General features: G+C 46.0%; 26 protein-coding genes and 1 other annotated feature. Of the genes, 23 read left to right on the plus strand and 3 right to left on the minus strand.

Annotation, left to right across the window (positions count from 1 at the left end):
* The first annotated feature begins 180 nt into the window (after positions 1–180).
* The 13 genes from C5I45_RS06925 (at position 181) to C5I45_RS06985 (ending at position 13,465) form a co-directional block, all read left to right on the plus strand.
* Positions 181–1,242: an AI-2E family transporter gene (locus C5I45_RS06925; protein WP_069448888.1), complete on the plus strand. Its 1,062-nt coding sequence runs from the start codon at positions 181–183 to the stop codon at positions 1,240–1,242.
* A gap of 43 nt (positions 1,243–1,285) precedes the next feature.
* Positions 1,286–1,493: a binding site (T-box leader), on the plus strand.
* An 80-nt stretch (positions 1,494–1,573) separates the two neighbouring features.
* On the plus strand, positions 1,574–4,210 hold the full coding sequence (gene alaS, locus C5I45_RS06930; RefSeq protein WP_003152748.1) for an alanine--tRNA ligase: 2,637 nt from the start codon (positions 1,574–1,576) through the stop codon (positions 4,208–4,210).
* Positions 4,211–4,294: 84 nt separating this feature from the next.
* Positions 4,295–4,561 carry an IreB family regulatory phosphoprotein gene (locus C5I45_RS06935; protein ID WP_003152749.1) on the plus strand — a complete coding sequence of 89 codons (267 nt, stop codon included), beginning with the start codon at positions 4,295–4,297 and terminating at the stop codon, positions 4,559–4,561.
* 8 nt (positions 4,562–4,569) lie between these two features.
* Complete coding sequence (gene ruvX / locus C5I45_RS06940) at positions 4,570–4,986, plus strand: Holliday junction resolvase RuvX (RefSeq protein ID WP_003152750.1); 417 nt, start codon at positions 4,570–4,572, stop codon at positions 4,984–4,986.
* A 12-nt stretch (positions 4,987–4,998) separates the two neighbouring features.
* Positions 4,999–5,280 (plus strand): DUF1292 domain-containing protein, encoded by a 282-nt coding sequence (locus C5I45_RS06945; RefSeq protein WP_003152751.1) that lies wholly within the window; start codon positions 4,999–5,001, stop codon positions 5,278–5,280.
* 110 nt (positions 5,281–5,390) lie between these two features.
* Positions 5,391–6,482 (plus strand): endolytic transglycosylase MltG, encoded by a 1,092-nt coding sequence (gene mltG, locus C5I45_RS06950; protein ID WP_107994295.1) that lies wholly within the window; start codon positions 5,391–5,393, stop codon positions 6,480–6,482.
* Positions 6,483–6,633: 151 nt separating this feature from the next.
* Positions 6,634–7,287: an O-methyltransferase gene (locus C5I45_RS06955; RefSeq protein ID WP_015387906.1), complete on the plus strand. Its 654-nt coding sequence runs from the start codon at positions 6,634–6,636 to the stop codon at positions 7,285–7,287.
* A gap of 6 nt (positions 7,288–7,293) precedes the next feature.
* Positions 7,294–8,223, plus strand: coding sequence for a peptidase U32 family protein (locus C5I45_RS06960; RefSeq protein WP_003152757.1), 930 nt, complete (start codon positions 7,294–7,296; stop codon positions 8,221–8,223).
* A gap of 17 nt (positions 8,224–8,240) precedes the next feature.
* Positions 8,241–9,509, plus strand: a complete 1,269-nt coding sequence (locus C5I45_RS06965; protein ID WP_014305485.1) for a peptidase U32 family protein — start codon at positions 8,241–8,243, stop codon at positions 9,507–9,509.
* Between the two features lie 6 nt (positions 9,510–9,515).
* Positions 9,516–10,151: a uridine kinase gene (udk, locus tag C5I45_RS06970; protein ID WP_003152763.1), complete on the plus strand. Its 636-nt coding sequence runs from the start codon at positions 9,516–9,518 to the stop codon at positions 10,149–10,151.
* 253 nt (positions 10,152–10,404) lie between these two features.
* On the plus strand, positions 10,405–10,878 hold the full coding sequence (gene greA / locus C5I45_RS06975; protein WP_003152766.1) for a transcription elongation factor GreA: 474 nt from the start codon (positions 10,405–10,407) through the stop codon (positions 10,876–10,878).
* A gap of 52 nt (positions 10,879–10,930) precedes the next feature.
* The gene (locus C5I45_RS06980; RefSeq protein WP_088037426.1) at positions 10,931–12,685 is read left to right on the plus strand and encodes a peptidoglycan D,D-transpeptidase FtsI family protein; all 1,755 of its coding nucleotides are present in this window, start codon (positions 10,931–10,933) and stop codon (positions 12,683–12,685) included.
* Between the two features lie 63 nt (positions 12,686–12,748).
* Positions 12,749–13,465, plus strand: a complete 717-nt coding sequence (locus C5I45_RS06985) for a YrrS family protein (RefSeq protein ID WP_014305483.1) — start codon at positions 12,749–12,751, stop codon at positions 13,463–13,465.
* 39 nt (positions 13,466–13,504) lie between these two features.
* On the opposite strand, the gene C5I45_RS06990 is transcribed toward C5I45_RS06985, so the two are convergent.
* Positions 13,505–13,708, minus strand: a complete 204-nt coding sequence (locus C5I45_RS06990) for a YrzA family protein (protein WP_003152771.1) — start codon at positions 13,706–13,708, stop codon at positions 13,505–13,507.
* Between the two features lie 183 nt (positions 13,709–13,891).
* Between C5I45_RS06990 and C5I45_RS06995 the strand changes: the two genes are divergently transcribed.
* The 5 genes from C5I45_RS06995 (at position 13,892) to C5I45_RS07015 (ending at position 17,678) form a co-directional block, all read left to right on the plus strand.
* Entirely contained in the window at positions 13,892–14,533 is a 642-nt protein-coding gene (locus C5I45_RS06995) for a class I SAM-dependent methyltransferase (RefSeq protein ID WP_003152772.1), read from the plus strand.
* A gap of 20 nt (positions 14,534–14,553) precedes the next feature.
* On the plus strand, positions 14,554–15,249 hold the full coding sequence (gene mtnN / locus C5I45_RS07000; RefSeq protein WP_003152774.1) for a 5'-methylthioadenosine/S-adenosylhomocysteine nucleosidase: 696 nt from the start codon (positions 14,554–14,556) through the stop codon (positions 15,247–15,249).
* 47 nt (positions 15,250–15,296) lie between these two features.
* Positions 15,297–16,220, plus strand: coding sequence for an O-acetylserine dependent cystathionine beta-synthase (locus tag C5I45_RS07005; RefSeq protein ID WP_107994296.1), 924 nt, complete (start codon positions 15,297–15,299; stop codon positions 16,218–16,220).
* Position 16,221: 1 nt separating this feature from the next.
* The gene (locus C5I45_RS07010) at positions 16,222–17,361 is read left to right on the plus strand and encodes a bifunctional cystathionine gamma-lyase/homocysteine desulfhydrase (RefSeq protein WP_052586365.1); all 1,140 of its coding nucleotides are present in this window, start codon (positions 16,222–16,224) and stop codon (positions 17,359–17,361) included.
* 86 nt (positions 17,362–17,447) lie between these two features.
* Complete coding sequence (locus tag C5I45_RS07015) at positions 17,448–17,678, plus strand: YrhC family protein (protein WP_003152779.1); 231 nt, start codon at positions 17,448–17,450, stop codon at positions 17,676–17,678.
* Between the two features lie 39 nt (positions 17,679–17,717).
* On the opposite strand, the gene C5I45_RS07020 is transcribed toward C5I45_RS07015, so the two are convergent.
* Both C5I45_RS07020 and fdhF read right to left on the minus strand, forming a co-directional pair.
* Positions 17,718–18,209 (minus strand): helical membrane plugin domain-containing protein, encoded by a 492-nt coding sequence (locus tag C5I45_RS07020; RefSeq protein ID WP_003152780.1) that lies wholly within the window; start codon positions 18,207–18,209, stop codon positions 17,718–17,720.
* A 17-nt stretch (positions 18,210–18,226) separates the two neighbouring features.
* Positions 18,227–21,169 (minus strand): formate dehydrogenase subunit alpha, encoded by a 2,943-nt coding sequence (fdhF, locus tag C5I45_RS07025; RefSeq protein ID WP_024085644.1) that lies wholly within the window; start codon positions 21,167–21,169, stop codon positions 18,227–18,229.
* 306 nt (positions 21,170–21,475) lie between these two features.
* Here fdhF and C5I45_RS07030 point away from each other — a divergent pair, with 306 nt between their 5' ends.
* From C5I45_RS07030 to C5I45_RS07050, 5 genes are all read left to right on the plus strand, one after another.
* Positions 21,476–21,844 carry a Na-translocating system protein MpsC family protein gene (locus C5I45_RS07030; RefSeq protein ID WP_107994297.1) on the plus strand — a complete coding sequence of 123 codons (369 nt, stop codon included), beginning with the start codon at positions 21,476–21,478 and terminating at the stop codon, positions 21,842–21,844.
* A gap of 263 nt (positions 21,845–22,107) precedes the next feature.
* On the plus strand, positions 22,108–22,908 hold the full coding sequence (locus tag C5I45_RS07035; RefSeq protein ID WP_107994298.1) for a formate/nitrite transporter family protein: 801 nt from the start codon (positions 22,108–22,110) through the stop codon (positions 22,906–22,908).
* 388 nt (positions 22,909–23,296) lie between these two features.
* Positions 23,297–23,437: a YrzI family small protein gene (locus C5I45_RS07045; RefSeq protein ID WP_003152787.1), complete on the plus strand. Its 141-nt coding sequence runs from the start codon at positions 23,297–23,299 to the stop codon at positions 23,435–23,437.
* 173 nt (positions 23,438–23,610) lie between these two features.
* Positions 23,611–23,766 (plus strand): hypothetical protein, encoded by a 156-nt coding sequence (locus tag C5I45_RS19750; protein WP_007408227.1) that lies wholly within the window; start codon positions 23,611–23,613, stop codon positions 23,764–23,766.
* A 172-nt stretch (positions 23,767–23,938) separates the two neighbouring features.
* Positions 23,939–24,478 carry a class I SAM-dependent methyltransferase gene (locus C5I45_RS07050; RefSeq protein WP_015387964.1) on the plus strand — a complete coding sequence of 180 codons (540 nt, stop codon included), beginning with the start codon at positions 23,939–23,941 and terminating at the stop codon, positions 24,476–24,478.
* The last annotated feature ends 149 nt before the right edge of the window (positions 24,479–24,627 follow it).

The following is a 24,627-nucleotide window of genomic DNA, read 5'->3' on the forward strand; positions in this document are numbered from 1 at the left end:
ACAGTTTTGAAATCCTTTAACACATTACGATGGTTATACAGACTTTTATGAATGTTATTTAGATTATTTCGTAATTTCTGATAATTATTCCCGTCAAGAGGTCTGCGTCATAAGGCGGAGTTTATGAAACGAGAATAATTCCGGCTTTCTGTCAAAAGATAAAGCAAGAGGTGAAACGTCATGCTTCAAAAACCGCTGCAGCTCTTACTGTGGACGGCTGTATGTCTGCTCGTTTTGTTAACAGTGTATGTCTTTTGCATGCTCGATATGTTATGGTCTCCCATTTGGCTTGTTATAAAATCTCTCTTTATTCCTATATTCATCGCAGTATTTATTGCTTATCTTTTACTTCCGATTACTGAATGGCTTCATAGAAAAGGGATGCCTAGAACTTTAAGCCTGCTTCTGATTTATTGCCTGTTTTTCGGCGGAATCGGCTGGGGGGTTTATAAAGGGGTTCCTGTTTTAATTGAACAGCTGCAGGATCTGTCTGAGAGCATTCCCGGTCTTGCCGAAAACTACAACAGCATGCTGAGGCATCTGCATAATCACACGGATCATTGGCCTGACGGCATGCACCATCGGATGGACAAAATGATTCAGCAGACAGAAACGTTTCTTGCCGGCACGATTGAAAGCACGATCAGAAGCATCCGTTTCGTGCTTGATTATATCCTGATCGCGGCGACGATTCCTTTTCTCGTGTTCTATATGGTGAAGGATATAGGCGTCATGAAAAAGACGGTCTGGTATTTGACGCCGAAGTCCTGGAGAAAAAGGGGGAGTGAATTTCTGCGGGATGTGGACGACTCTCTCGGTGATTACATCCGCGGTCAGCTTCTCGTTTGTTTTTTGCTCGGGTTAATAGCCGGTGTTTCATTTTGGCTGTTCGGGCTTCCTTACCCGCTGATTTTGGGCCTTGCCATCGGGATTACGAATGTTATCCCGTATTTCGGTCCGTTTATCGGCGCTGTGCCGGCGCTGCTCCTTTCGCTGGCGATTTCCTCCAAGGCTGTGATCATCGTAATCGTCACGATTTTTATTCTTCAATTTATAGAAGGAAACATTTTGAGCCCGCTCATTGTCGGGCGAAGTCTCAGAATGCACCCCGTCGTGATCATGCTTGCGCTTCTTGCCGGAGGAGAGCTCGCGGGCATTCCCGGCATGATTCTCGCTGTTCCGGCGGCAGCCGTTTTAAAAGTGACGGCCATTCACTTTTTGCGGATCAGGACGGAACATTGACATTCGGGTTCTGCTTGTCTATAATTTCGAGTAGAATACATACGAATCTCGAGTGACGGATAAGAGTACGCCGAAGCCCTGTTTAAGAGAGAAGCTCCGATACGCTGAGAGGAGCTTCAGCAGAAGATCGGCCGAAGCTAATCCTGAGTGCAGTTAAAGGCTGCCGCAATCCTGCGTTACGGGATGAAAGGTGACAGGCCTTTTTCGGCCTGTAATCAGGGTGGTACCGCGAGACAGCTCTCGTCCCTGTGTGAACGCATGGTTTGCATAGGGAGAGAGCTTTTTTGCTGTCGCAAAAGAGAATTTCGGGTAGTGATAAGGAGGAATATAGATGAAACACTTAACTTCTGCTGAAGTGCGTCAAATGTTTTTAGATTTCTTTAAAGAAAAAGGCCATGCCGTTGAACCGAGCGCCTCATTGGTTCCGCATGAAGATCCGTCTTTACTGTGGATCAACAGCGGCGTTGCGACGCTGAAAAAGTACTTTGACGGCCGCGTTGTGCCGGAGAATCCGAGAATTGTAAACGCGCAAAAATCAATCCGCACAAATGATATTGAAAATGTGGGGAAAACGGCGCGCCACCACACGTTCTTTGAGATGCTCGGAAACTTTTCCATCGGTGATTATTTTAAAGAAGAAGCCATCACGTGGGCATGGGAGTTTTTAACGAGCGAAAAGTGGATCGGCTTTGATCCGGAGCTGCTGTCTGTAACAGTTCACCCTGAGGATGAAGAAGCTTATACGCTATGGGCGGAAAAAATCGGCGTTCCGGAAGAAAGAATCATCCGTCTGGAAGGGAACTTCTGGGATATCGGCGAAGGCCCGAGCGGACCGAATACGGAAATTTTCTATGACCGCGGCGAGAAATACGGCAATGACCCGTCAGATTCTGAATTGTATCCGGGCGGCGAAAATGACCGCTATCTTGAAGTATGGAACCTGGTATTCTCAGAGTTCAACCACAACCCGGACGGCACGTACACACCGCTTCCGAAGAAAAACATTGATACGGGCATGGGGCTTGAACGGATGGTCTCCGTGATTCAGGATGTCCCGACAAACTTTGACACTGATTTGTTTATGCCGATTATTGAAGCAACAGAGCGCATTTCCGGAGATGCTTACGGAAAGGACGCAATGAAGGATACGGCCTTTAAAGTGATCGCCGATCATATCAGAACGGTCGCATTTGCGGTAAGCGACGGAGCTCTGCCGTCAAATGAAGGGCGCGGGTATGTACTGAGACGCCTCTTGCGCCGGGCGGTGCGATACGCGAAAACCATCGGTATCAGCCGTCCGTTTATGTACGAGCTGGTACCGACTGTTGCAGGAATTATGGACGCTTTCTATCCGGAGGTGAAAGAAAAGCAAGAGTTTATCGCCAAAGTCATCAAAACGGAGGAAGAGCGCTTCCACGAAACATTAAACGAAGGTCTGGCCATTTTATCTGACGTGATAAAGAAAGAGAAGGAAAAAGGCAGCGGCATCATCTCCGGAAAAGACGTATTCAAACTGTACGATACGTACGGATTCCCGGTTGAATTGACGGAGGAATACGCGGAAGATGAACAAATGAAGGTTGACCATAAAGGCTTTGAAGCCGAAATGGAAAAACAGCGTGAACGGGCGAGAAATGCGCGCCAAGATGTAGGAAGCATGCAGGTGCAGGGCGGCGCATTGCGCGACATTACCGCAGAAAGCACATTTGTCGGCTACAGTGCCGTAAAAGCTGAAGCGAAGGTGATCGAACTTCTTCATGACGGGCAATTAATCAGCGAGGCGCATGAAGGGGATACCGTCCAAATTCTTCTTGACAAAACGCCTTTCTATGCTGAAAGCGGCGGACAGATCGGTGACAGAGGAGTGCTGAGAAGCGAGCAGGCTGTCGTAACCATTAAAGACGTGAAAAAAGCTCCGAACGGCCAGCATGTACACGAAGGCACGGTGGATAGCGGCACGATTCAAAAAGGCGCAAGCGTGACGGCTGAAGTTGAAGATCAAATGAGAAGCGGTGTGGTGAAAAACCATACAGCAACCCACCTTCTGCACCAGGCGCTGAAAGACGTTCTCGGCACACATGTCAACCAAGCGGGTTCACTCGTTACCGAAAATCGTCTGCGTTTTGACTTCTCTCATTTCGGTCAAGTGACGAAAGAAGAACTTGAACGCATTGAAGGAATCGTCAACGAAAAAATCTGGGAGAGCATTCCGGTAGCGATTGATTTGAAACCGATCAATGAAGCGAAAGAAATGGGCGCGATGGCCCTGTTCGGCGAGAAATACGGCGATATCGTCCGCGTCGTACAAGTCGGAGATTACAGCCTGGAGCTTTGCGGCGGATGCCATGTCACGAATACGGCTGAAATCGGCCTGTTTAAAATCGTATCCGAATCAGGGATCGGCGCAGGTACGCGAAGAATCGAAGCCGTAACAGGAAAAGGCGCTTATCAGGAAATGAACAGCCAGCTCAGCCTTCTGCAGCACGCTGCGGATGAGCTGAAATCAAACGTAAAAGACGTACCGAAGCGAATTCAGTCTCTTCAAGCGGAGCTGAAGGAAGCGCAAAGAGAAAACGAATCATTGCTCAGCAAACTTGGCAATGTGGAAGCCGGAGCCATTCTGTCTAAAGTAAAAGACATCGGCGGCGTAAAAGTGCTGGCTGAAAAAGTAAATGCGAAAGACATGAACCACCTTCGCACTATGGTGGATGATCTGAAAGCGAAGCTCGGTTCTGCGGTCATCATTCTCGGCGCCGTGCAAAACGAGAAAGTCAACCTTTCAGCAGGCGTAACAAAAGACCTGATTGAAAAAGGCCTTCACGCCGGCAAAATGGTCAAACAAGCGGCTGAAGTCTGCGGAGGCGGAGGCGGAGGCCGTCCGGACATGGCGCAGGCCGGCGGAAAGCAGCCTGAAAAATTGGAAGAGGCGCTCGCATCTGCGGAAGATTGGATAAAATCCGTTTTATAATCCTTTCAACTAGTGTAGAATGATGATAAGATGAGGACCTCAGGCTGAACTTTGCCTGCGAATTTGGGAAAGAGGTGCAAAACGGTGAGCTCGTTTGATAAAACGATGAAATTTAATTTCTCCGATGATTCTGCTGAAACAAACGTCGAAGAAGTGCTGATTACGGTATATGATGCGCTTCAGGAAAAGGGGTACAATCCTATCAACCAGATTGTCGGATACTTGCTGTCTGGAGATCCTGCATACATTCCTAGGCATCGCGACGCCCGGAACTTAATTCGCAAACTGGAACGTGACGAATTAATCGAGGAATTGGTAAAATCCTATCTAGAACAGCATAAAGAGGCGTAAATACATTCATGAGAATATTGGGACTTGATCTTGGAACGAAAACACTCGGCGTAGCTTTAAGCGATGAAATGGGCTGGACCGCTCAGGGCATTGAGACGATAAAAATAAACGAGGCTGAAGGAGATTACGGTCTGGACCGTTTATCCGAGCTGATGAAAGACTATAATGTAGAGAAGATCGTGCTCGGTTTTCCGAAAAACATGAACGGGACGATCGGTCCGAGAGGCGAAGCCAGCCAAACATTTGCGAAACTGCTTGAAACAGCGTACAATGTCCCTGTTGTGCTGTGGGACGAGCGTCTGACGACGATGGCGGCTGAAAAAATGCTGATCGCGGCTGACGTCAGCAGGCAAAAACGAAAAAAAGTCATTGATAAAATGGCGGCTGTCATGATCCTTCAAGGATATCTGGACAGTTTAAACTAAGAGGTGAAAGAAATGGAACACGGCGAAAAACATATTACAATTGTCGATGATCAAGGCAACGAACAGCTTTGCGAAGTGCTGTTCACATTTGAAAACGACACATTCAACAAATCTTACGTACTTTATTATCCGATTGATGCTCAAGACGATGATGAAATTGAAATTCACGCTTCAAGCTTCGAACCGAACGAAAACGGTGAAGACGGCGAACTGATGCCGATTGAAACCGATGAAGAGTGGGAAATGATCGAAGAAACGCTGAACACGTTTTTAGCGGAAGAAGACGAAGAATAAAATGAACGGAAAAAGCCGGAGCGCATATGCGCTTCGGCTTTTTTTTGTAATAAATTGCCGAATGCACATGAATCATGTAGTATAAGAGCTGTTGGGAGGAAAATACTTGTATGAATATCAATCAGACTAAAAATTCATTTCCGCGTAAAAACAAAAAAACAACGATAATACTGTCCTCCGTGATCGCTCTGCTTATCATCATTTGCGGTGCTTTTTTCTATGGAAAATCTCTGCTGTCCCCGGTTGACAAAGGCAGCAAAACGGCAGTCAATATTAATATTCCGAGCGGTTCCTCCGTTTCGGCAATCGCTGAAATTCTTGAGGATCAGCATGTCATCAAAAGCAAAAAAGCATTTCAGCTGTATGTGAAGTATAAAGGCGCTTCCGGGTTTCAGGCGGGATTTTACCACCTGAATAAAGGAATGGATGCGGATGCGATTATTAAAAAACTGACCGCGGGATCAACGGGATATGCCTTTCAGATCTCCGTTCCTGAAGGAAAACAGCTTACACAGATTGCGGATGCGATCGCAAAAGAAACATCATATTCAAAAGAAGAGATCATGGCAAAACTGGATGACAAAACATTCATCGGCAAACTGAAAAAACAGTTTCCTGATACAATAACGGACGCACTTTCAAACAAGAAGCTCAAGCATCCGCTCGAAGGCTATCTGTATCCGGCCACATATCCGTTTAATGATCCGGATGCATCGCTTGACACGATTTTGACGGCAATGGTTCAGGAAACAAATACCCGTATCGAAACGTATAAATCTGAACTGGAAAAAAAGAAACTTTCCGTCCATGACGCGCTGACGATGGCATCGCTTATTGAAGAAGAAGCCACCGCCAAAGCCGACCGTCACAAAATCGCCAGCGTTTTTTACAACAGACTTGCAGAAAAAATGCCGCTGCAGACTGACCCGACGGTATTATATGCGGCCGGTAAGCATAAAAGCCGGGTCTACTACAAAGACCTGAAAATTGATTCTCCGTTTAATACGTATAAACATAAGGGGCTGCCGCCGGGACCGATTGCAAATGCCGGTGATTCATCATGGGAAGCGGCTCTCCGCCCTGACAAAACGGATTATCTCTATTTCCTTGCAAAACCAAACGGCGAGGTCGTTTTCACCAAAACATTAAAAGACCATAATAAAGCGAAGGAAAAGTATATTTCCAAAAAAGACAGCGAATAAAAGGAGGGCAAAAGCTCTCCTTTTATTCCATTCTGAAAGGTTTTATGATAAAATATATCGGGTTGTTTACTTATGGATAAAGAAGTGTCTTAAGAGAGTGTCCCCGCGGATTCGTCAGGGGCACTCCTTTTTAGAACGGAGGCTGTTTGCCGTGAATGATCGGTATGAACAAATAAACGAGTATATAAACGCGATGCTGAAGCCTCGGCCTGATAAAGTGAAAAAGCTTGAAGCCTATGCAAAAGAGCACCATGTTCCGATTATGGAAGAAGCGGGTATTGAAGTGCTGCTTCAAATGCTGTCGATTCAACAGGCGAAAAACATTTTGGAAATCGGCGCGGCAATCGGATATTCCGCCATACGGATGGCGCTTGAGCTTCCGGGTGCGAATATTTACACGATTGAACGGGACGACAAACGCTATGAAGAAGCTGTGAACAATATAAAAGACTTTGAAATGGAAAACCGGATTCACGTAATGCACGGGGATGCGCTGGAACTTTCTGAGTCTGTCCGTGTCACGGCTCCTTATGATGCCATTTTTATCGACGCGGCCAAAGGCCAGTACACGAACTTTTTTGAGCTCTATGAACCGATGCTTGCGCCGGATGGAGTCATTTTTACAGACAATGTTCTGTTTAAAGGACTGGTGGCACAAAATCACTCGGACATTGAGCCGAAAAGAAGACGGAAGCTTGTTGAAAAAATTGATCAATATAACCAATGGCTGATGAACCGGCCTGACTATCAAACGGTCATACTGCCGGTCGGAGACGGCATCGCCATCAGTAAAAAGAAGAGGTGAATGATCATGAAAAAACCTGAACTTTTGGTGACTCCGACTTCTGTACAGGATATTCTTCCGCTCATTCAAGCGGGCGCAACGGCTCTGTTAGTCGGAGAACAGAGATACGGCCTGAGACTGGCCGGTGAATTTTCAAGAGAAGATATAAAAGAAGCCGTAAAGACAGCTCATCAGGAAGGCGCGAAAGTGTACGCCGCCGTCAATGCTATTTTTCACAACGAAAAAGTGGACGAGCTGAACGGCTATCTTGCCTTTTTGCAGGAGGCCGGCGTTGATGCGGCTGTTTTCGGTGATCCGGCCGTTTTAATGGCGGCGCGTGAAGCGGCTCCCGATCTTAAACTGCACTGGAGCACGGAAACAACGGGTACCAACTACTATTCCTGCAATTACTGGGGACGCAAAGGCGCACGGCGGGCAGTGCTGGCTAAGGAATTAAATATGGACAGCATCATTGACATAAAAGAAAACGCCGAAGTTGAAATTGAAATTCAAATCCACGGCATGACGTGCATGTTCCAATCGAAGCGTTCTTTAGTGGGCCATTACTTCGAATACCAGGGAAAAGTCATGGACATCGAACAGAAGAAAAAAGAAGCGGGAATGTTTCTGCATGACAAGGAACGGGGCAATAAATACCCGATTTTTGAAGATGAAAACGGCACGCACATCATGAGCCCGAACGATGTGTGCATGATTGATGAATTAGAGGACCTGATGGACGCCGGCATCGATTCTTTCAAAATCGACGGAGTTTTGAAGTCTCCTGAATACTTAACTGAAGTGACCCGCATGTACAGAGAAGCAATCGATCTGTGCTTCGAAAGCCGAGAGACATACGAAGAGAAAAAAGAGAGCTGGATAGAGCGGATTGAAAGCATTCAGCCTGTGAACAGAAGCATCGACACAGGATTCTTCTTTAAAGAAACGGTCTATTAAAAAGGAGGGTGCAACGGATGACAGCCGTAAATCAAACCATTTCCAAAGTCGTAAACGGAAAACGCGTCATTACGAAAAAACCTGAACTCCTTGCTCCGGCAGGAAACCTTGAAAAATTAAAAATTGCCGTTCATTACGGAGCGGACGCGGTTTTTATCGGAGGACAGGAATACGGACTCCGCTCAAATGCGGATAACTTCTCAATAGAAGAAATCGCAGAGGGCGTAGAATTTGCCAAAAAATACGGGGCAAAAATATATGTGACAACAAACATTTTCGCCCATAATGAAAATATGGACGGTCTGGAAGAATACTTAAAAGCGTTGGGAGACGCAAAAGTTGCCGGAATTATCGTCGCTGATCCGCTGATTATTGAAACATGCCGGAGAGTGGCCCCGGACGTAGAAATTCACCTCAGCACACAGCAGTCCCTTTCCAACTGGAAAGCGGTGCAGTTCTGGAAAGAAGAAGGGCTTGACCGCGTGGTGCTTGCCCGTGAAACGAGCGGACTGGAAATTAAAGAAATGAAGGAAAAGGTGGATATTGAAATCGAAACCTTTATCCACGGCGCCATGTGTATCGCTTATTCAGGACGATGCGTGCTGAGCAATCACATGACAGCCCGGGATTCCAACCGCGGCGGCTGCTGTCAGTCCTGCCGCTGGGATTATGACCTGTATCAGACAGACGGTGCAAACGCGGTCGCGCTTTATGACGAAGAAGACGCTCCGTTTGCGATGAGCCCGAAAGATTTAAAATTGATTGAATCCATTCCGCAAATGATTGAGATGGGTATCGACAGCCTGAAAATTGAAGGCCGGATGAAATCGATTCATTACGTTGCGACGGTTGTCAGCGTGTATCGCAAAGTCATCGACGCATACTGCGCTGATCCTGAAAACTTTGTCATTCAAAAAGAATGGCTGGATGAGCTGGACAAATGTGCAAACCGGGATACCGCGCCTGCTTTCTTTGAAGGCACGCCCGGGTATGAAGAGCAGATGTTCGGCGAACACGGAAAGAAAACAACATTTGATTTTGCCGGTCTCGTGCTCGCGTATGACGAGGAAACTCAAATGGTGACGCTCCAGCAGCGCAATTTCTTTAAACAAGGTGACGAAGTGGAATTTTTCGGTCCTGAAATCGACAATTTCACATTCACAATCGGCACTATTTGGGACGAAGACGGAAACGAGCTTGATGCTGCCCGCCATCCCCTGCAAATCGTTACATTTAAAGTAGACAAAAAGATTTATCCGAGCAACATGATGAGAAAGGGGAAGTAATCACCAATGGGTAAGAGTCCTGTAGTTATAGGTATCGCAGGAGGTTCCGGATCAGGAAAAACAAGCGTCACCCGTTCCATCTATGAACAGTTTAAAGGACACTCGATTTTAATGATCCAGCAAGACCTTTATTATAAAGACCAAAGCCATCTTCCGTTTGAAGAAAGGCTGAACACAAACTATGATCACCCGCTCGCATTTGATAATGACTATTTAATCGAGCATATTCAAGAGCTTTTGAATTACCGGCCGATAGAAAAGCCGATTTATGATTATAAACTGCATACGCGTTCTGAGGAAACCATTCCGGTTGAGCCGAAGGATGTCATTATTCTGGAAGGCATTCTCGTTCTCGAAGATAAAAGACTTCGCGACCTCATGGATATGAAACTTTATGTCGACACGGACGCGGATCTCCGTATCATCAGACGGATTATGAGAGATATTAACGAAAGAGGCCGTTCAATCGATTCTGTCATTGAGCAGTATGTGTCCGTCGTCAGACCGATGCACAATCAGTTTGTTGAACCGACGAAACGCTACGCGGACATCATTATTCCGGAAGGCGGACAAAACCACGTCGCAATTGATCTGATGGTCACGAAGATTCAAACGATCCTTGAACAAAATGCAATTTTGTAATACCATAGCATAGACATAAATAACTCAGACCATATTATGTATAGGCTGGAAGGGAATGAGACAGTTCCCTTCTTTCCCTGTTTATAAACCGAAACATTTGCAGAAAACACACATTCAGTTTAAGATAAACAGTACCTATATGGGAGAGAAGAACGAGGACTGCCCTGTGTTCTCATTCTTGATTTTTTCGTTTATGCTCTCATACATAATCACACGTTATTGTTGAGGGACAACCACCAAGGAGTGAAGGAACATGGCACAAGAAAAAGTTTTTCCGATGACTCACGAAGGAAAACAAAAACTTGAACAAGAATTAGAGCAATTGAAAACGGTTAAACGTAAAGAAGTAGTAGAACGCATTAAAATCGCAAGAAGCTTCGGAGATCTGTCAGAGAATTCTGAGTATGATTCCGCAAAAGAAGAACAGGCATTTGTGGAAGGGCGCATCACGACGCTTGAAAACATGATCCGCAATGCGAAAATCATCGAGGACGACGGCGGTTCAAATGTAGTCGGTTTGGGAAAAACCGTATCATTCATCGAATTGCCCGACGGTGAAGAAGAATCTTACACGATTGTCGGAAGCGCTGAAGCTGATCCGTTTGAAGGAAAAATCTCAAACGACTCGCCAATCGCAAAAAGCCTGCTCGGCAGAAAAGTGGACGAAGAAGTGACAGTTCAGACGCCGGGCGGAGAAATGCTCGTGAAAATTGTGAAAATTTCATAAGATCCGTTTAACAATGAAACACCTCGTCCAAAATGTGGATGAGGTGTTTTTTATGATCGTATCAAAAAGGCTGAAAACGGCCGTGATTTGTTTTCTGCTCGTGTTTTTCTTTCTGCTTGCAAGGCTGGCTGAAATTCAGCTGTTTTTTACAGAATCTTTTTCAAAATCCAATATTAATCTGATTCAGGAAAGCGTCAAGCAGCGGACGGAAGAAGTCCTTATTTCAGACGGCCGCGGCTCTTTTCTTGATCGGAACGGCAAAGAACTGACCGGAAAAAAGCAGCCTGCCGTCATACTGTTTCCCTTTCTCGTGACGCAGGATTGGCCGGTTGACCGGGTATCAGACATTCTCGGAATGAAACAGGGGGAGCTCAGGCAGCTGCTGACGGAAGCAAAAAAACCGGTGATCCTGAACAGCAGAAAAATAAAACATTTGACGAAACAATCCGTGGCAAATATCAATTCTTTGAAATATCCCGGCATTTACGGCGTATATATGAAAGACAGCAAAGAAACAAACATAGCCGCTCATCTGTTGGGCGCGACAAACCAGGACCCTGAGCTTTTGAAAAAGAAATACCCCGGCAGGAACGAACTGCCGATCACGGCAAAAATCGGGACAAGCGGGATGGAGCGGACGTTTGATGAGTTTTTACTGGCGGATCAGGATACAAAACTTTTGTATCATGTCGACGGAAGGGGAAACCCTTTATTCGGAATGGACGTCAAATATACGGCTGAAGCAAACGCGTTTTATCCGCTGCAAGTCAAAACCTCCATCGACCGCAATATTCAAAAAGCAATGGAAGATGTATTGAAAGACCGCGGGTTAAAAAAGGGGGGAGCCGTCCTTTTAGACATTGAAAAAAGCAGTGTGCTCGGAATGGTATCAAAGCCTGACGCCGACATGTCAAAGCAGCAGACACTGCAAAATTACATGCTGACGCCGATTTATCCGGGATCAGTGTTTAAAACGGTGATCGCCGCAGCCGCAATAGAACAAAACGAAGTGAAGCCGGGCACATCCTTTAACTGCAATCTCAACCTGTACGGAGAGCCGGGGGATGATAAAGGCACGCTCAGTTTTGGAGAAAGCTTTGCCCAAAGCTGCAATTATACGTTTACAAGTCTTGCGGAAAAATTAATCAAAAAAGATGATTCCGTTATTGAAAACATGGCGGAGAAACTAGGTCTCACACAGCGGGCGGGCTGGGAAGGCAAGCTGTACCGGGAAGACGGATTCAGACAGCTGTATAATGAAAAAAGCGGGGTCATTTGGGGAGATGACAAAGACAAAACCGTAAAAAAAGCCGTCGCACAGACGGCGATCGGGCAAAAAAACGTGAAAGTCACGCCTCTTGAAGTCGCCAATATGATGGCGGCGATCGCGCGCGGCGGTGAGAAAAAACAAGTCAAAATCGCGGACAAAATTGAATACAAAAACAAAACGACGATGGCGTCATTCAAAGAACAGCCGTTAAAAGGGGAAAACATCGACAAATATACGGCGCAGCAGCTTCAAAAAATTCTCAGAGAAGTCGTCACCTCACCGAAAGGAACCGGCCGAAGGTTTCAGGATCTGCCGTATGAGATAGCAGGCAAATCGGGAACGGCCCAGACGGGAATGTTCACAAAAGAAAAACAGACGCTTTACCACAAATGGTTTGCGGGATACTTTCCCGCGGACAAGCCGAAATACGCTCTCGTGGTGCTGCACATGGACACGCCGGGGGATAAGGCTCTGACAAATACAGTGTTTTATGATATTGTTAAAAAGGTACATGAAAATGAAACAAATCAGACATAGAACAACCGCTCAGCCCATGTTAAAATATATGCTGAGCAAGAGGGATAAAGGAGTGCAGAATGATTGAGCAATAAACAATCTCGTTTTGAAAACCGTGATAAGCGCAGAAAAGCAAATATGGTGCTTAACATTTTAATTGCTATCGTATCTATTCTTATTGTCGTCGTTGCAGTCAGCCTCTTCATCAACAGTCCGTCGAGCGACGTGAGCGAAAAAGCGGACACGAGCCAGAAGCAGGAAACACCTGCATCAGGCAAGACGAAGCAGACATCCGATGAAGACATAAAAGACAGCAAAAAAGATACGGCATCAGACGATGACAAAAAAGATAAACAGGATAAGGACACATCTGATTCATCTTCAGACTCTGACAGCAAAAAAGACGATGATTCATCGAAAAGTGATGACAGCAGCAAAAAAGACTCTGATTCAAGCGATCCTTTTAAAGGCGCAAAAATAACAGAGGGCGGCTCATCAAGCGATGTTGAGAAAACAATTGTTAACCCAAAATGGAAAGCGGTCGGAACAAAGCAGACGGGAGAACATGCGGCGACGTATGACTCAAGCTCTGAAGACTGGTCCGAAATGCTTGACGCCATCTCTTACGCAACAGGCGTGTCAAAAGATCACATGACAGTGCTGTGGCTCGGAAACAATGGAAGCCCGCAAGATGCGAAGGGTAAAGTTTTAGACAAAACGAACGGCAAAAAGTATCAGGTCACCATCACTTGGAAAGACAAAAAAGGCTGGAAGCCGACAAAAGTAGAAACGTTAAAATAACCGCAAAAAAGCAGCTGATTATTCAGCTGCTTTTTTCTGTCATACGTCAGCTGAAAAATGCACCGACGCGCTGTAAAGGATTCTGCCGTCAACGGCCGTCACCTGATGGGATACAGAACGGACGCGAAGCATAATCGCCTGGTTGTTTTCAATCTGAACGTTTATTTTCTTTTCAAGCTCCTGCAAAGATGCCGCTTCGAAAAATTCTACTTTATCTTTGATTAAATCCAATTGAAAATTCATCAGTACAGATCCTCCTGATTTTTCTTCTGAGTCAATGAAAGTATAAGCCTTTCTGCCGTAATTGCGCAATAATCCCAAAGTATTTTAGTACCCTTCCATTCTTTTTTGTGATAGGATAGGAACTGTTCCACGATTAATCCATACTATACTCATAGGAATTATAAATTATGGAGAGTGAAAAATATGGGCCGTGAATTTATTCCATTATTTGAAGATTGGGCAGCGACTTATGATGCCACAGTGCACGGGGCAGACAAACAATACGCTGATGTTTTTAAAGGGTATGACAATATTCTTGACAGCATCGTCGCACTTTCGGGTTCTAACGTTTTAGAGTTCGGACCGGGCACAGGGAATTTAACGGCGAAATTAGCCGCCGCGAACAAAAAGGTGTTTGGTGTAGAACCGTCTCCGTCAATGAGAAAACTGGCGGCTGACAAGCTTTCTGACAAAGCCGTGTTCAGTGACGGAGATTTTCTGGAGTTTCCCGCTCCGCCTTTTCAAATAGATACCATCGTCAGCTCGTACGCCTTTCATCATTTAACCGATGAAGAAAAGCAAGCGGCTGTAAAGCAATATGGCACAATCCTTCAGAAGCATGATAAAATAGTGTTTGCCGATACCGTCTTTAAAGATCATGAAGCTTATGATGAAACAATTAAAAAAGCAATCCGAAACGGCTATCATCAATTAGCGGACGATTTAAAGACGGAACATTATCCGACACTCGGGACAATGAAAAACATCTTTTCAGAAGAGGGATTTGCCGCGCGGTTTACGCAGCAAAATGACTTTGTCTGGATAATGGAGGCGATTAAACGGTAAATCGAAGGGATTGTGTATAAATGAAACTGGCAGTCATCGGAGCAATGGAAGAGGAAGTTACGATTTTAAGAAGCAAACTGAAAGACGCAAAACAAGAGATGATCGCTCACTGTGAGTTTACGACGGGCAGCTATGAAGGCGTCGAAGTTATCTTGCTGAAATCGGGGATCGGAAAAGTCAACGCCGCGATCAGCACGACGCTTCTGCTTGACCGTTTCAAACCTGATTATGTGATTAACACAGGCTCAGCGGGCGGTTTTCATCATACATTGAATGTAGGCGACGTCGTCATCTCAACAGATGTCCGCCATCATGACGTGGATGTGACGGCGTTTGACTATGAATACGGACAGGTGCCGGGTCTTCCGGCAGCATACAAAGCTGATGAAAAGCTGATCAGTATTACTGAGGAAGCGGTTTCTGAACTGAACGGCATTCAAGTCGCCAAAGGCACAATCGCTACGGGAGATTCTTTTATGAATGATCCGAAGCGGGTTGAAGACGTACGCGCCAAATTTGCGGATTTGTACGCGGTTGAAATGGAAGCTGCGGCTGTCGCACAGGTGTGCCACCAGTTCAAAACGCCTTTTGTTGTCATCAGAGCTTTATCTGATATTGCCGGAAAAGAATCTGACGTTTCATTTGATAAATTTTTAGAACAGGCTGCCGTTCATTCAACTGAGCTTGTCCTGAATGTCATCAAACGAATTCACTAAGCGGGGGATTCTCGTTCTCCTCCGCTTTTCCAGGAGGAGGACACATATTGAACGTGATAACAGATATTACAGAACTGATCGGAAATACACCGCTGCTCCGTCTCAAGCATTTTGATATACCGGAGGGAACAGCGGTTTATGCTAAACTTGAGATGATGAATCCGGGCGGAAGCATTAAAGACAGGCTGGGCGGAATGCTCATTGAAGATGCGCTACGCACGGGAAAGGTGAAACCGGGCGGTGTTATCATCGAAGCGACTGCCGGAAACACCGGGATCGGACTCGCTCTGTGCGCCAGAAAGCATCAGCTTCGCGCCGTTTTTTGCGTCCCGGAGCATTTCAGCAGAGAAAAGCAGCAAATTATGAAAGCTCTCGGAGCGGACATCGTGCATACGCCGAGAGAAAAAGGTATGCAGGGAGCCATTCGAAAAGCGCTTGAACTGGAGAGAGAGATTAATAATTCTTATGCCGTTCTGCAATTTAAAAACCGAGTAAATCCATTGACTTACTATAAAACGATCGGACCTGAAATATGGAACGCGCTCGGCGGGGATATCCACACCTTTGTCGCAGGAGCGGGTTCCGGCGGCACCTTTGCCGGTACGGCAGCTTATTTAAAGGAGAAAAATCCTGCCGTCAAAACGGTGATCGTTGAACCGGAAGGCTCGATCCTGAACGGAGGAGAGCCGCATGCCCATAAAACGGAAGGCATCGGCATGGAGTTTATCCCGGATTATATGGACGAGAACCATTTTGACGCCATTTACACAGTGGAAGACGATACGGCGTTTTCGCTTGTCAGAGAAGCGGCCGAGAAAGAAGGCCTCTTAATCGGAAGCTCTTCAGGGGCGGCTCTTTATGCAGCGCTTGAAGAAGCGAAAAAAGCGCCCGCCGGATCAAATATCGTCACTATTTTCCCTGACGGCAGCGATCGATATATAAGCAAAAACATTTTTCAAGGAGGTCAGTAAGATGAAGAAAAAAACGCTGATGGTGCACGGAGGAATTACGGGAGATGAAAAAACAGGAGCGGTTTCCGTACCGATTTATCAAGTAAGCACGTACCGGCAGCCGAAAGCGGGCGAGCATACGGGTTATGAATATTCAAGAACGGCCAATCCGACGCGGACGGCGCTTGAAAGCTTAATTGCAGAGCTTGAAGGCGGCGCGGCGGGATATGCGTTCGGCTCAGGCATGGCTGCGATTACTGCCGTCATGATGCTGTTTGACAGCGGCGATCATGTTATTTTGACGGATGATGTATACGGCGGCACTTACCGGGTGATGACAGGTGTGCTGAACCGCTTCGGTATTGAAGCGGACTTTGTTGATACGAGCAGTGAAGAAAAAGTCAAAAAGGCCATTCGCCCGAATACGAAAGCCATTTATATCGAAACACCGACAAACCCGCTATTGAAAGTGACTGACCTCAAACTGATGTCTGACATCGCAAAAGAAGCGGGCGTATTGCTTATCGTCGATAATACGTTTTACACGCCATATTTCCAGCAGCCGCTCAGCTTCGGCGCGGACATCGTGCTGCACAGCGCGACAAAATATCTCGGCGGCCACAGCGATGTCGTCGGCGGCTTAGTCGTCACGGCTGATAAAGAGCTCGGTGAAAAGCTTCATTATGTGCAAAACTCAACAGGCGGCGTTTTAGGACCGCAGGATTCATGGCTTTTAATGAGAGGCATTAAAACACTGGGACTCAGAATGGATGCCATCAATCACAGCGCCGGGAAAATCGCCGAGCTGCTTGAAGCGCATGATGCCGTTCAGACGCTCTACTATCCGGGATCAGCGAAACATCCGGGCCATGAGCTGACAAAAGCGCAAAGCTCCGGTTTCGGCGGAATGATTTCCTTTGATATCGGCAGCAGTGAACGCGTCGACGCGTTTTTAGAAAAATTGAACCTGTTTACAATCGCGGAAAGCTTAGGAGCGGTTGAAAGCTTAATCTCCGTGCCGTCCAGAATGACGCACGCTTCGATCCCGCGCGACCGCCGTCTTGCGCTTGGCATTACCGACGGGCTCGTACGGATCTCAGTCGGTATTGAGGATACTGAGGATTTAACGGCGGATGTGAAACAGGCGCTTGATTCACTTTAATAAAGAATGGATAGATTTACATTCTCTGTCGGCTGTCAGCTTGTATTATAATGTTGGTAGACTATAAAACTGGCAGGTGACCTTATATGGAGAAGAAAAGACTGAAATCATTAATAGAAGATTTTAAGCATTACGCATTTATTCTGCTTGCAGTCAGCACCTTCATTTATATCGGCGCGGTTCTTCCCGGACAAGGGCTGACTGCGGGCCAGAAAATGCTGATGTTTGTAACGGATTGTGCATTTTTAGCGGGCGCTTATTTCTGCGTTGACCGTTCACTTATTTATAAAAAGAGGCTGGAAGAGGCCGAAGAATAAAAAAAAGCCATTGTCTTTTGACAATGGCTTTTTCATTTCTTATTCAGAAGGGGTTTCGCGTAATTCTTTTCCCATTCCTTTTAAAAACTGCAGCCCGAAGCCGAGCGCGCGGTTAATATCAGGATCACCGACGGCTTTCATCAGTTCAAACATACTGACTTTCCTGTCCTCTTTTAAAAATCTTTGCGCCTGGTCCGTCCCGGCCATGGCGCTTTCTAAAAGTCTGCCCATAAATTCGGGATCAGCTTTTGACAGTGCGCCTCCCGCGGCCATCATCGTATTCAGAAGATTGGTGACAGGTTCCCGGGAAATCTGTCCGAGTGCGATTTTGGCAATCTCCTCTTTTGCCTGGAGCATATAGCCGGCGGCATCAAAAATGCCCAAGCCATTCAGCTCTGCCATAATGGACATCGTTTTCGCGACGGCTTCTTCATTTTCTGCGAGAAGCGTCTTCAGTTCTTCCAGTTTTTCAGCTTTCAGCTGTTCCTCTGTTTTCGTTTCTTTTTGAATTTCAGTAATTGGGCTTGCCATTATGTTTCCTCCTTTCCTTAATCAGTTAGGTGCACATAGCCCGGACGGTTCCATTTTCGCTGAGCTTCCACACCGTTTTGCGGATGACGTTTTTTGTTCCGCGGATTCGTTTTCGGAAGCGGCGGTGTATCACAGGAACCGAGCACTTCCATGCGGACTTTTGTCTGTTTATAGGCAGGTGTATGTGTCCGTGAATCATACGCAGGCCCGGTCAGGAAATTAATCGCAGAATCTTTATCTGTAGAGTTCATCGGCAGATAAAGCTCATTTGCGCGGACACGGTCTGTCACAAGCGCATTCAATTTAACCGCCCCAAAAGGAGAGACGAGCCGGATCATTGTTCCGTCGCAAATTCCGCGTTCAGCCGCGAGCTCCGGCGATACTTCAACAAATACATCCGGCACTTTAGACTGAATGCCCTTCGATTTGTTTGTCATGTTTCCTTCGTGGAAATGTTCAAGCATCCGTCCGTTGTTAATATGCAGGTCATATTCTTCAGGGAATACGGCAGGCTCCACCCAATCGCTCAGCGCAAAACGGGCTTTTTTGTCCGGGAAGTTAAAGCCGTCTTCATAAAGAAGCGGAGTGCTCTCTCCCGTAAAGCTTCCCCACAGGAAGCTGTTCCAGCCGCTAAGAACGTCGTAGCTTGCTTTTCCGAACAGCGGAGAAAGGCTCGCCATTTCTGAGAAAATGTCGCTTGGATGCGTGTAATTCCAATCAGCGCCTAAACGATTGGCAACCTCCTGAATAATCCACCAGTCGGGTTTGGCATCGCCGAGTGTCGGAAGCGCCTGATACAATCTTTGTACACGACGCTCTGTGTTTGTAAATGTTCCGTCTTTTTCAAGAGATGGAACCGCAGGCAGGATGACATCCGCGTATTGCGCCGTTCTTGAAAGGAAAATATCCTGTACAACAAAGAAATCAAGGCTGGATAAAATGTCATGAACATGGTTGGCGTTTGAATCGACGAGCGCCATATCTTCACCGACGAGATACATGGCTTTCATGTTTCCTTCTTCAATCGCATGGAGCATTTCAATATTATCAAGACCCGGCTTGCCGTCAATTTCAACACCGTAAGCTTTTTCGAATTTAGCGCGTGCCGCATCATCGGTAATATGCTGATACCCCGGAAGCCAGCCTGGAAGAGTTCCCATATCGCAAGCGCCTTGAACGTTGTTATGTCCCCGCAGCGGATAAGCTCCGGCGCCCGGACGGCGGTAGTTTCCTGTGGCAAGCAGCAGGTTGGAAATCGCCGCTGATGTATCAGAGCCGCCTGTATTCTGGGTAACGCCCATGCCCCAAAGAACACAAGTGCCGTCTGCATCACGAATCATTTCGGCAATGCGGATGATCGTATCCTGAGAAAGTCCGGTGATGCGCTCCGCATATTCTAATGTATACTTTTTCAGCGTTTCTTTATAATCTTCAAAGTAGTTGACATTCTCATCAATAAACGCTTGATCGTGCCAGCCTTGGTCAATCATATATTTTGTCACTGCCATGAGCCAGACTTGGTCAGTCCCTTGTTTCGGGCTGATAAAGAGGTCGGACCGTTCAGCCATTTCATTTCTGCGCAGATCGGCAACAATTAATTTTTGTCCGTGCAGCTTATGTGCACGTTTCACGCGTGTGGCCAGAACCGGATGTCCTTCTGCCGGATTGGCGCCGACGATGAGCACGAGGCCCGCTTTTGCGATATCTTTAATTGTGCCGGCGTCACCGCCCATACCGACTGTGCGGAATAAGCCGTCCGTTGCCGGTGACTGGCAGTAGCGTGAACAGTTATCCACGTTGTTGGTTTCAAATACTTGACGCGCTAATTTTTGAATAACGTAGTTGTCTTCATTCGTAATTTTAGAAGAAGAAATAAAACCGACAGAACCATTTCCGTGTTCGGCCTTGATCGAACCGAGTCTTGAAGCGACAAGATCAAGAGCTTCTTCCCATGACGATTCAACAAATGCGCCGTTTTTCCGGATAAGCGGTTTTGTAATCCGTTCTTCCGAATTTACGAAGTCCCAGCCGAATTTCCCTTTCACACAAGTGGAAATCGCATTAACCGGAGCATCGGAAACAGGCTGAATTTTAAGGATGTCACGGCCTTTTGTCCATACTTCAAAAGAGCATCCGACGCCGCAGAACGTGCAGACTGTTTTCGTTTTTTTCGTCCGTTTATCGCGCATAGCCGCTTCCACTTCTGACACGGCGAAGATGCTTGTATAGTCGGGTTCAACATTTTTCACTAAATCAATCATCGGTTCCATGACATCTTCTTTTATTCCTGTCATAAATCCGGCTTGGCCGAGCATTGATTTTTCCATCAGTGCGTTACAAGGGCAGACAGTGACACATTGGCCGCAGCTGACGCAGGATGATTCATTAATGGGGACGCCTTCATCCCAAATGACCCGCGGGCGGTCACGCTCCCAATCAATTGAAAGGGTCTCATTCACCTGAAGGTTTTGACACACTTCCACACATTGGCCGCAGGCAATGCATTGGTTCGGATCATAGCGGTAAAACGGGTGAGACATATCAACCGCGCACTTTGAATCATCTTTCGGCGTATACGGATATTTCTGATGCTCAATTCCCATCATTTCCGCTGTATTATGCAGTGTGCAGTTGCCGTTGTTGTTATCGCATACCGTACAGTAAAGCAGGTGATTCTCGAGCAGGCGGTCCATGGCCTCTGTCTGAGCCTCTTTTACCCTTCCCGACGTAAGCGAGATGGACATCCCGTTTTCTGCAGCCGTGGAACAAGAGCGTTGCAATTTCCCGTTTACTTCAACAATACAGGTGTCACATGTTTGAATCGGATCTACTTCCGGTACATGGCATATTTGCGGAATCTCAATTCCGTTTTGGTTTAAAATATCTAAAATCTTAGACCCCTCTGGTGCTTCATACTCCGTGCCGTCAATTTTGACACGGATAGACTGAACGTCTGTCACTTCCAATTCCCCTCCATCTTTTAAACTCGAAAAAAAGCCATGCACATAGATACCGGCCTCCTGTCCGGAGAACGGTATAAATACGCATGGCGGAATAGTTCACTAGCAAGTCTTACTAACAGACCAATCCTATTTGTATAAAACGATAGACTCATAACACGTTTCCTATTACAAATCCATCTTCACTGCTTTTATTATAAGGTGATATTTATTATAATACAATACGAAAGGAAAACTTTAACCAGGTGAAATGTCACAAAGGGGAACCGGGAATGTCTTTCATAGGCTAAAATCGGAGGGGACAATATGTCTAAAAAAATTCATGAATTTAACGATATTATCCGGAAATTGCGCAAAGAATTATTTGGAAAGGGGCCGGAACGAATTCACACCGTTTTTGTGGATAACATGGCGGTATCAACGCTTTACGGCAATCTAAGCGCAAGTGAGCAGTTTATCGCACGCACGCCTGAAGGAAGAGAAATGGTTCATGCGGCGCGGACCAGCTTAATTCAGGAACTGTATTCAAAACAAACGCCTGACGGAATGGAAGAGCTCATCGGAGCAAAGCTCGTGCATCTGTTTTCAGACATCAAGATCGAAGAGAATATTGCGGTGTCTGTATTTGTCTTTGACCGAACAATTGAAGAGCGCCATGAAGAAATCAAAAGCTGAAAAAAATTCAATTGACACGAAATTGTCACATTTGATATGATATGAACTGCCTGCAGTGGCTTAAGGACGAATTTTATGGAATGTGTGCATGATCTGTACATTTTCTATAGCTGATATTTTCATTCTGCTTGATATTGTTGTATGGGTATGCATACAAGTTAGGCAGCATTCAAACCCGTTTTAGACGGGCTGTTTGAATGCTGCCTTTTTTGTTAGGCGTCTTTGGAAACTGCGGGGCTGAAATGATAAATGGAGGGGTTATTATGGCTTTTCGTAAACCGGACGAAATAGCGGAGCTTGCGGTCGAATCAGGGGTAAAAAAGGTGAATTCACCGCTTTCAGCACTGATTGTATTAGGATTTTTGGGAGGAGCGTTTATCGCACTCGGTTATTTGCTTGATATCCGTGTCATCGGCGACCTTCCGAAAGAATGGGGAAGCCTGTCGAGTTTAATCGGGGCGTCCGTGTTTCCCATCGGATTGGTGCTCGTCGTTCTTGCCGGCGCGGAGCTGATTACGGGTAATATGATGTCGGTATCTATGGCGCTTTTTTCCAGAAGAATATCCGCCGGTGCATTAGTGAAAAATTGGGTGATCGTGACGTTGATGAATCTTGTCGGTGCACTGTTTGTCGCTTACTTTTTCGGACATGTTGTCGGATTAACCGAAACAGGACCTTACTTGGAAAAAACGATTGCGGTCGCACAAGGCAAGTTGGATATGCCGTTTGGAAAAGTCATTGTTTCGGCGATCGGCTGTAACTGGCTTGTCTGTTTGGCCGTTTGGCTTTCTTTCGGCGCAGAAGACGGAGCCGGAAAAATCGCGGGTATATGGTTTCCGATTATGGCGTTTGTCGCGATTGGTTTTCAGCACGTTGTAGCCAATATGTTTATCATCCCGGCTGCGATTTTTGCAGGTTCTTTTTCGTGGGGTGATCTGATTGACAATCTCATTCCGGCCTTTATCGGGAATGTAATCGGCGGGGCAGTGTTTGTCGGCCTTATTTATTTTATTGCATATTCAAAAAAAGATCAGAAAAAGCAAGGGATGAAAAGAGTTTCCTGAGGTAAGAAAGATGCCGGAAAACACGGACAATTGAAGCGGAATGCCAGCACATTTTCCGTCCAAATCTTGAAAAAAATGTTTACAAAATGGAAGCTGATGGATATACTTACAAAGTAAGAAAAAAGCAAAGGGAGGTTGAATCACATGACGACTTTAAACGGCAATCAAAATTTACAATTGAACCGATTCAGCCTGTGGAAGAGTTCGTGTCCTTCCTTAACCTCTGCCCGTCAAGCACGTTAATTTCGGAGTATCAGGACATTCGCAGCTCCCCGCAGGGAAAGAAGCACGTCTTCTTTTGTCTGCGGATTTAGTCTGCCCGCAGCGCATATGAAGTTTGCTGCGGGTTATTTTCGCTTGTGCGGATATTGAAAGGGGGTGAGCGATAATGACCATTAATCTTTTCTTTTTAACACTGACCATTTCAAAGCGTTTTAAAAGTGCGGAAGAGTATGAACGAGAACAGCAGGTCGAAGAGTTTTATAATGAAGCGAAAGAACGCCAGCTGAAACACTTTTATATGAACTGAACGGACACGAAGGGCCAAAACGGAGGAGAAGGAGGAGATCATCATGTTCAGAATTGAACTGCTGAATCATTACACAATGGAGAAGGACCAGGTTTAGCGAGGATGTTGCTGTCACGTCGCAGACGGCCTGCATACCATGGTAAAGAAAGAAAAATTGGTAAGCGGGTGATAGCATGCAAGGCGGTCAGAACAGAATTCCATCCATCGGGCACGGGTATGCGTCAATGCCCCATTCATTTAAACACGGCTACGGCAACCCGTATCGCCGGCAGAGAATGGCGGCGCTTTCCCGGCAGACAAGATATATAGCACCGTATTATTGGTACTAGAGCAGGCGGAAAACCTACGTTTTCCGTCTTTTTTTTATGAAAACAAATATAAATTTCAAATAAATCGAAACGTTCATGAAGAGAAGTGCGTCTAGTTAGTACCTCATACTAATACGAGGTAATATTATTTCTGAATAATAAATCACAGGAATGGAAAAGCGGGTGTTATACAATGTTGCAACATACATCTTCAGCATTAAAACGAATGCGCGCGAAATACTTTGCTGCATCAGAACCGGCAGAGTCAGTCATTCAGCAAATCTTGATGGACATACAGGAATACGACCGCATTTTGGAAATCGGGACCGGAAACGGCTCAATGTTTAAACAAATCATCGGACAGCTTGAAAAGGGCAGTCTTAAAAGCATAGAAACATCGAAACGTAAAATACGGAAAACACAGCGCGCAAACCGTTCGGTTATAAAAGCCGGGCGCGGAAACATTCAGCAGGGGAGGCCTGAAAGCTTACCGTTCCGCGATCGCAGCTTTCATAAAGTTTTCTCATTACATACTGCTGAAACAGTCAGCGATTACAGGACAGCATGTAAAGAAGTGTACCGCGTTCTTCAAATTGACGGGTGTTTCTATATGGTTTTGAAACCTTCGCGGATGAGTGAGAAGGATGTGATTGAGGTGCTCTATGATCAGCATTTCAGAGACATTTCAGTTGTCAGCAGAGATTCGTTCCATTTTATTACTGCCATTAAATAGAATATTTCTTGGGAAATAAAAAGAGCTGCTTAAGTCACTGCAGCTCTTTTTGTGAAATTGGGCATATTTCCTTATTTTTGGTTATTTCACATCTATTTTATATTAAAAAAAGTTTTTTTCTTATACAATGGTAATCAGATGACCGTACA

It is taken from the genome of Bacillus sp. ZY-1-1, from assembly GCF_003047165.1.
In the GTDB taxonomy this organism is placed as follows: Bacteria; Bacillota; Bacilli; order Bacillales; family Bacillaceae; genus Bacillus; species Bacillus velezensis.